This window comes from Acinetobacter geminorum (assembly GCF_013009345.1).
In the GTDB taxonomy this organism is placed as follows: domain Bacteria; phylum Pseudomonadota; class Gammaproteobacteria; order Pseudomonadales; family Moraxellaceae; genus Acinetobacter; species Acinetobacter geminorum.
Genome location: NZ_JABELE010000038.1, coordinates 1 through 5,341, shown reverse-complemented (window position 1 = coordinate 5,341; position 5,341 = coordinate 1). Strand labels below are relative to the sequence as shown.

The window sequence follows — 5,341 nt, the reverse complement described above, 5'->3', positions numbered from 1 at the left end:
GTTGTTCATTTTAACTAAGCATTCAACTAAATCAAGTTGCTTTGCATGTTTATGAATCGATTGATGCTCAACTTCTTTCGAAGTTTCGTATACAACTGCTTGGGTGTTGTATAGTCAAGCCTCACGAGCAATTAGTATTGGTCAGCTTCACATATCACTATGCTTCCACATCCAACCTATCAACGTCCTAGTCTCGAACGGCTCTTTAGAGGAATAAATTCCTAGGGAAATCTTATCTTGAGGTAGGCTTCCCGCTTAGATGCTTTCAGCGGTTATCCCTTCCGAACATAGCTACCCGGCGATGCGACTGGCGTCACAACCGGTACACCAGAGGTTCGTCCACTCTGGTCCTCTCGTACTAGGAGCAGATCCTCTCAAATTTCCAGCGCCCACGGTAGATAGGGACCGAACTGTCTCACGACGTTCTAAACCCAGCTCGCGTACCTCTTTAAATGGCGAACAGCCATACCCTTGGGACCTGCTTCAGCCCCAGGATGAGATGAGCCGACATCGAGGTGCCAAACACCGCCGTCGATATGAACTCTTGGGCGGTATCAGCCTGTTATCCCCAGAGTACCTTTTATCCGTTGAGCGATGGCCCTTCCATACAGAACCACCGGATCACTAAGACCTACTTTCGTACCTGCTCGACTTGTGGGTCTCGCAGTTAAGCGCGCTTTTGCCTTTATACTCTACGCGTGATTTCCGACCACGCTGAGCGCACCTTCGTACTCCTCCGTTACTCTTTAGGAGGAGACCGCCCCAGTCAAACTACCCACCAGACACGGTCCTCGTCCCGGATAACGGGACAGAGTTAGAACCTCAACATTACCAGGGTGGTATTTCAAGGACGGCTCCATTGGAACTAGCGTTCCAACTTCAAAGCCTCCCACCTATCCTACACAAGTAAGGTCAAAGTTCAGTGTCAAGCTGCAGTAAAGGTTCACGGGGTCTTTCCGTCTAGCCGCGGGTACACTGCATCTTCACAGCGATTTCGATTTCACTGAGCCTCTGCTGGAGACAGCGCCGCCATCATTATGCCATTCGTGCAGGTCGGAACTTACCCGACAAGGAATTTCGCTACCTTAGGACCGTTATAGTTACGGCCGCCGTTTACTGGGGCTTCGATCAAGAGCTTCGCTTACGCTAACCCCATCAATTAACCTTCCAGCACCGGGCAGGCATCACACCCTATACGTCCACTTTCGTGTTTGCAGAGTGCTATGTTTTTAATAAACAGTTGCAGCGGCCTGGTTTCTGCGGCTGTCGTCAGCTCAGGAAGCAAGTTCCATCACCAACAACAGCGTACCTTCTCCCGAAGTTACGGTACCATTTTGCCTAGTTCCTTCAGCAGAGTTCTCTCAAGCGCCTTGGTCTACTCGACCTGACCACCTGTGTCGGTTTCGGGTACGATTCCTGTGTAACTGAAGCTTAGAGACTTTTCCTGGAAGCATGGTATCAGCCACTTCACTGTACAAGTACAGCTTGCTATCGGATCTCAGTATAGAGTACCCCGGATTTGCCTAAGATACATACCTACATCCTTCCACCTGGACAACCAACGCCAGGCTGACTTAACCTTCTCCGTCCTCTCATCGCATTACACAGAAGTATTGGAATATTAACCAATTTCCCATCGACTACGCCTTTCGGCCTCGCCTTAGGGGTCGACTCACCCAGCCCCGATTAACGTTGGACTGGAACCCTTGGTCTTTCGGCGAACGGGTTTTTCACCCGTTTTGTCGTTACTCACGTCAGCATTCGCACTTCTGATACCTCCAGCATACTTCTCAATACACCTTCATCGGCTTACAGAACGCTCCCCTACCACTTGACTAATGTCAAATCCGCAGCTTCGGCACATAGTTTTAGCCCCGTTACATCTTCCGCGCAGGCCGACTCGACTAGTGAGCTATTACGCTTTCTTTAAAGGGTGGCTGCTTCTAAGCCAACCTCCTAGCTGTCTATGCCTTCCCACATCGTTTCCCACTTAACTATGATTTTGGGGCCTTAGCTGGCGGTCTGGATTGTTTTCCTCTTGACTACGGACGTTAGCACCCGCAGTCTGTCTCCCGGATAGTACTCATAGGTATTCGGAGTTTGCATCGGTTTGGTAAGTCGGGATGACCCCCTAGCCGAAACAGTGCTCTACCCCCTATGGTATTCGTCCGAGGCGCTACCTAAATAGCTTTCGGGGAGAACCAGCTATCACCAGGCTTGATTAGCCTTTCACCCCTATCCACAAGTCATCCCCTGGCTTTTCAACGACAGTGGGTTCGGTCCTCCAGTTAGTGTTACCCAACCTTCAACCTGCTCATGGATAGATCGCCTGGTTTCGGGTCTATACCCAGCAACTAAACGCCCTATTAAGACTCGATTTCTCTACGGCTCCCCTATACGGTTAACCTCGCTACTGAATATAAGTCGCTGACCCATTATACAAAAGGTACGCAGTCACACCACGAAGGTGCTCCCACTGCTTGTATGCATGCGGTTTCAGGATCTATTTCACTCCCCTCACAGGGGTTCTTTTCGCCTTTCCCTCACGGTACTGGTTCACTATCGGTCAGTCAGGAGTATTTAGCCTTGGAGGATGGTCCCCCCATATTCAGACAAGGTTTCACGTGCCTCGCCCTACTCGTCATCATTATGTGTGCCCTTTCGTGTACGGGAATATCACCCTCTACGTTCGCACTTCCCAGAGCGTTCCACTAAAACACACATAACTTAATGGGCTGATCCCCGTTCGCTCGCCGCTACTGAGGGAATCTCAATTGATTTCTTTTCCTAAGGGTACTGAGATGTTTCACTTCCCCTCGTTCGCTTTGCAACACTATGTATTCATGTTGCAATACCTACCTTAAAGTAGGTGGGTTCCCCCATTCAGAAATCTCCGGATCAAAGGATATTTGCCGCCTCCCCGGAGCTTTTCGCAGGCTATCACGTCTTTCATCGCCTCTGACTGCCAAGGCATCCACCACATGCACTTAATTACTTGACTATACAACCCCAAACAGTCGTTACACCTACAAGTTGGTGTAGCAACAGAACAAATGATCTCTCATTCATCCATACAGTTCGAAGTACTGTGCATTTAAACACTGTACAGCTTCAATCTAAATTCATATACCAAAACGCTTGATTCAGTTAATTTGCTAGTTCTCAATTCATTCAGATTAATTGCTTAATCTAAACTCTTGAGTGAACAATTTATTTCAGACTCAATTTTGCCAATCTGTTAATGAATAAACATGCCTTCGTCAGGTCATGCTTAATACCGTGATACTTAAATCACAGAAGTTAATAAACCAAGATCTAAATCTCTATTTACTAATTTCTGTAATCCGAACTTCTCTTAAGTTCTGGTGGAGACTAGGAGAGTCGAACTCCTGACCTCCTGCGTGCAAAGCAGGCGCTCTACCAACTAAGCTAAGTCCCCAGCTTACATCATCAGTCATGTATCTTTTATCTATAACTTCAACCAGTCAAAGTCATGGTGGGTCTGACAAGACTTGAACTTGTGACCCCACGCTTATCAAGCGTGTGCTCTAACCAACTGAGCTACAGACCCTCAGATACATCTATGAAGAACAACTTGTTGTGGATTCTTACCAATCGTCAATCTTTCGTTAAGGAGGTGATCCAGCCGCAGGTTCCCCTACGGCTACCTTGTTACGACTTCACCCCAGTCATCGGCCACACCGTGGTAACCGCCCTCTTTGCAGTTAGGCTAGCTACTTCTGGTGCAACAAACTCCCATGGTGTGACGGGCGGTGTGTACAAGGCCCGGGAACGTATTCACCGCGGCATTCTGATCCGCGATTACTAGCGATTCCGACTTCATGGAGTCGAGTTGCAGACTCCAATCCGGACTACGATCGGCTTTTTGAGATTAGCATCCTATCGCTAGGTAGCAACCCTTTGTACCGACCATTGTAGCACGTGTGTAGCCCTGGCCGTAAGGGCCATGATGACTTGACGTCGTCCCCGCCTTCCTCCAGTTTGTCACTGGCAGTATCCTTAAAGTTCCCGACATTACTCGCTGGCAAATAAGGAAAAGGGTTGCGCTCGTTGCGGGACTTAACCCAACATCTCACGACACGAGCTGACGACAGCCATGCAGCACCTGTATGTAAGTTCCCGAAGGCACCAATCCATCTCTGGAAAGTTCTTACTATGTCAAGGCCAGGTAAGGTTCTTCGCGTTGCATCGAATTAAACCACATGCTCCACCGCTTGTGCGGGCCCCCGTCAATTCATTTGAGTTTTAGTCTTGCGACCGTACTCCCCAGGCGGTCTACTTATCGCGTTAGCTGCGCCACTAAAGCCTCAAAGGCCCCAACGGCTAGTAGACATCGTTTACGGCATGGACTACCAGGGTATCTAATCCTGTTTGCTCCCCATGCTTTCGCACCTCAGCGTCAGTGTTAGGCCAGATGGCTGCCTTCGCCATCGGTATTCCTCCAGATCTCTACGCATTTCACCGCTACACCTGGAATTCTACCATCCTCTCCCACACTCTAGCTAACCAGTATCGAATGCAATTCCCAAGTTAAGCTCGGGGATTTCACATTTGACTTAATTAGCCGCCTACGCGCGCTTTACGCCCAGTAAATCCGATTAACGCTTGCACCCTCTGTATTACCGCGGCTGCTGGCACAGAGTTAGCCGGTGCTTATTCTGCGAGTAACGTCCACTATCTCTAGGTATTATCTAAAGTAGCCTCCTCCTCGCTTAAAGTGCTTTACAACCATAAGGCCTTCTTCACACACGCGGCATGGCTGGATCAGGCTTGCGCCCATTGTCCAATATTCCCCACTGCTGCCTCCCGTAGGAGTCTGGGCCGTGTCTCAGTCCCAGTGTGGCGGATCATCCTCTCAGACCCGCTACAGATCGTCGCCTTGGTAGGCCTTTACCCCACCAACTAGCTAATCCGACTTAGGCTCATCTATTAGCGCAAGGTCCGAAGATCCCCTGCTTTCTCCCGTAGGACGTATGCGGTATTAGCATTCCTTTCGAAATGTTGTCCCCCACTAATAGGCAGATTCCTAAGCATTACTCACCCGTCCGCCGCTAAGATCAGTAGCAAGCTACCTCTCTCCGCTCGACTTGCATGTGTTAAGCCTGCCGCCAGCGTTCAATCTGAGCCATGATCAAACTCTTCAGTTAAAATCATTTTGCACCTTATTATAGACAAGGTGCCAATTCTGGCTCATCAATTACTGACTTAAATTTCGCTCAAATAAACTTCGAGTAATTTAAACCAATCAATCAATGAAAATTATTTCGATTAATCAATCAGTAAAAATCCACACAAGTTGTTCTTCAATTCTCTTAATGAT

Annotated in this window: 2 tRNA genes and 2 rRNA genes; all 4 read right to left on the bottom strand. The window is 48.7% G+C overall.

The window, feature by feature from the left end:
* Nucleotides 1–110 precede the first annotated feature (110 nt).
* The 4 genes from HJG58_RS18500 to HJG58_RS18485 all read right to left on the bottom strand — a co-directional run bounded on the left by HJG58_RS18500 (nucleotide 111) and on the right by HJG58_RS18485 (nucleotide 5,168).
* A 23S ribosomal RNA gene (locus HJG58_RS18500) occupies nucleotides 111–3,001 on the bottom strand.
* A 362-nt stretch (nucleotides 3,002–3,363) separates the two neighbouring features.
* Nucleotides 3,364–3,439, bottom strand: a tRNA-Ala gene (locus HJG58_RS18495).
* Between the two features lie 55 nt (nucleotides 3,440–3,494).
* A tRNA-Ile gene (locus HJG58_RS18490) sits at nucleotides 3,495–3,571 on the bottom strand.
* 59 nt (nucleotides 3,572–3,630) lie between these two features.
* Nucleotides 3,631–5,168, bottom strand: a 16S ribosomal RNA gene (locus HJG58_RS18485).
* The 16S and 23S rRNA genes sit together here with 2 tRNA genes alongside, the layout of an rRNA operon.
* Between the last annotated feature and the right edge of the window lie 173 nt (nucleotides 5,169–5,341).